Genomic DNA, 716 nt, shown 5'->3' with positions numbered 1-716 from the left:
CGTCATCGCGAGGCGGTGCAGCTCTATGCGGGGCTGGATGCGTTCAAGACGCTGCGCTCCCTGACGGAGACGCTGAGCCGGTCAGGTGTGAAGGAGACGACGCTCGACTATACGCATGACTTCGCCAATCGGCGCGGCATGGAGGATCGCCGGGGGCAGGGCGAGAGTGATGTCGCACCGGTTGCGATCACCAGGGAGGCAGAGCCCATCCCGGACACGACGGTTCCAAAGCCAATGCCAGAACCGCGGCCGCCGACACCGCCCGCAGTGCGCACCATCGCCGATGGCGGCTCTTTGTACCAGGATCGCAGCGACGATAAACGTGACGATGAACGTGATCATGAACGCCGCGTGCTCGTTGCGGCCGTGAAGACCTATGCGATGAGCGTGGAAGAGGTTGGACGATCAAAGGCAATGCCGGCATTCGAACGAGATTGGGAGGCGGCAAAGCAGCTTGCGCCGCAGGTGTTCAAAGACGCGCCGGCGGCCATGGACGTGTTGCGCGGCCGCATCCTGGATGAGAATGCCGATCCAGTCGCGCTCGCCAACCAACTCAGCACTTTGCCCGAGACGTTCGGCGCGCTCGCCGGCAAGACCGGCCTGTTCGGAGACAACGCCGAACGCAAACACGCGCTTTCCCGGATCGATGCGCTGGCCTCGCATGTTCGCCAATCCGCCAAGACCTGGCAACGTCGCCTCGCTGCCGAATGCGGCTC

Annotated in this window: 1 protein-coding gene; it reads left to right on the top strand. The window is 64.0% G+C overall.

What is annotated here, in order from left to right:
• On the top strand, window positions 1-716 hold a 716-nt coding region (locus tag G9X64_RS36030), incomplete at both ends, for a BID domain-containing protein (protein WP_171378389.1).

The organism is Rhizobium sophorae, from assembly GCF_013087515.1.
In the GTDB taxonomy this organism is placed as follows: Bacteria; Pseudomonadota; Alphaproteobacteria; order Rhizobiales; family Rhizobiaceae; genus Rhizobium; species Rhizobium sophorae.
This window is presented reverse-complemented; position numbering and strand designations above follow the sequence as displayed.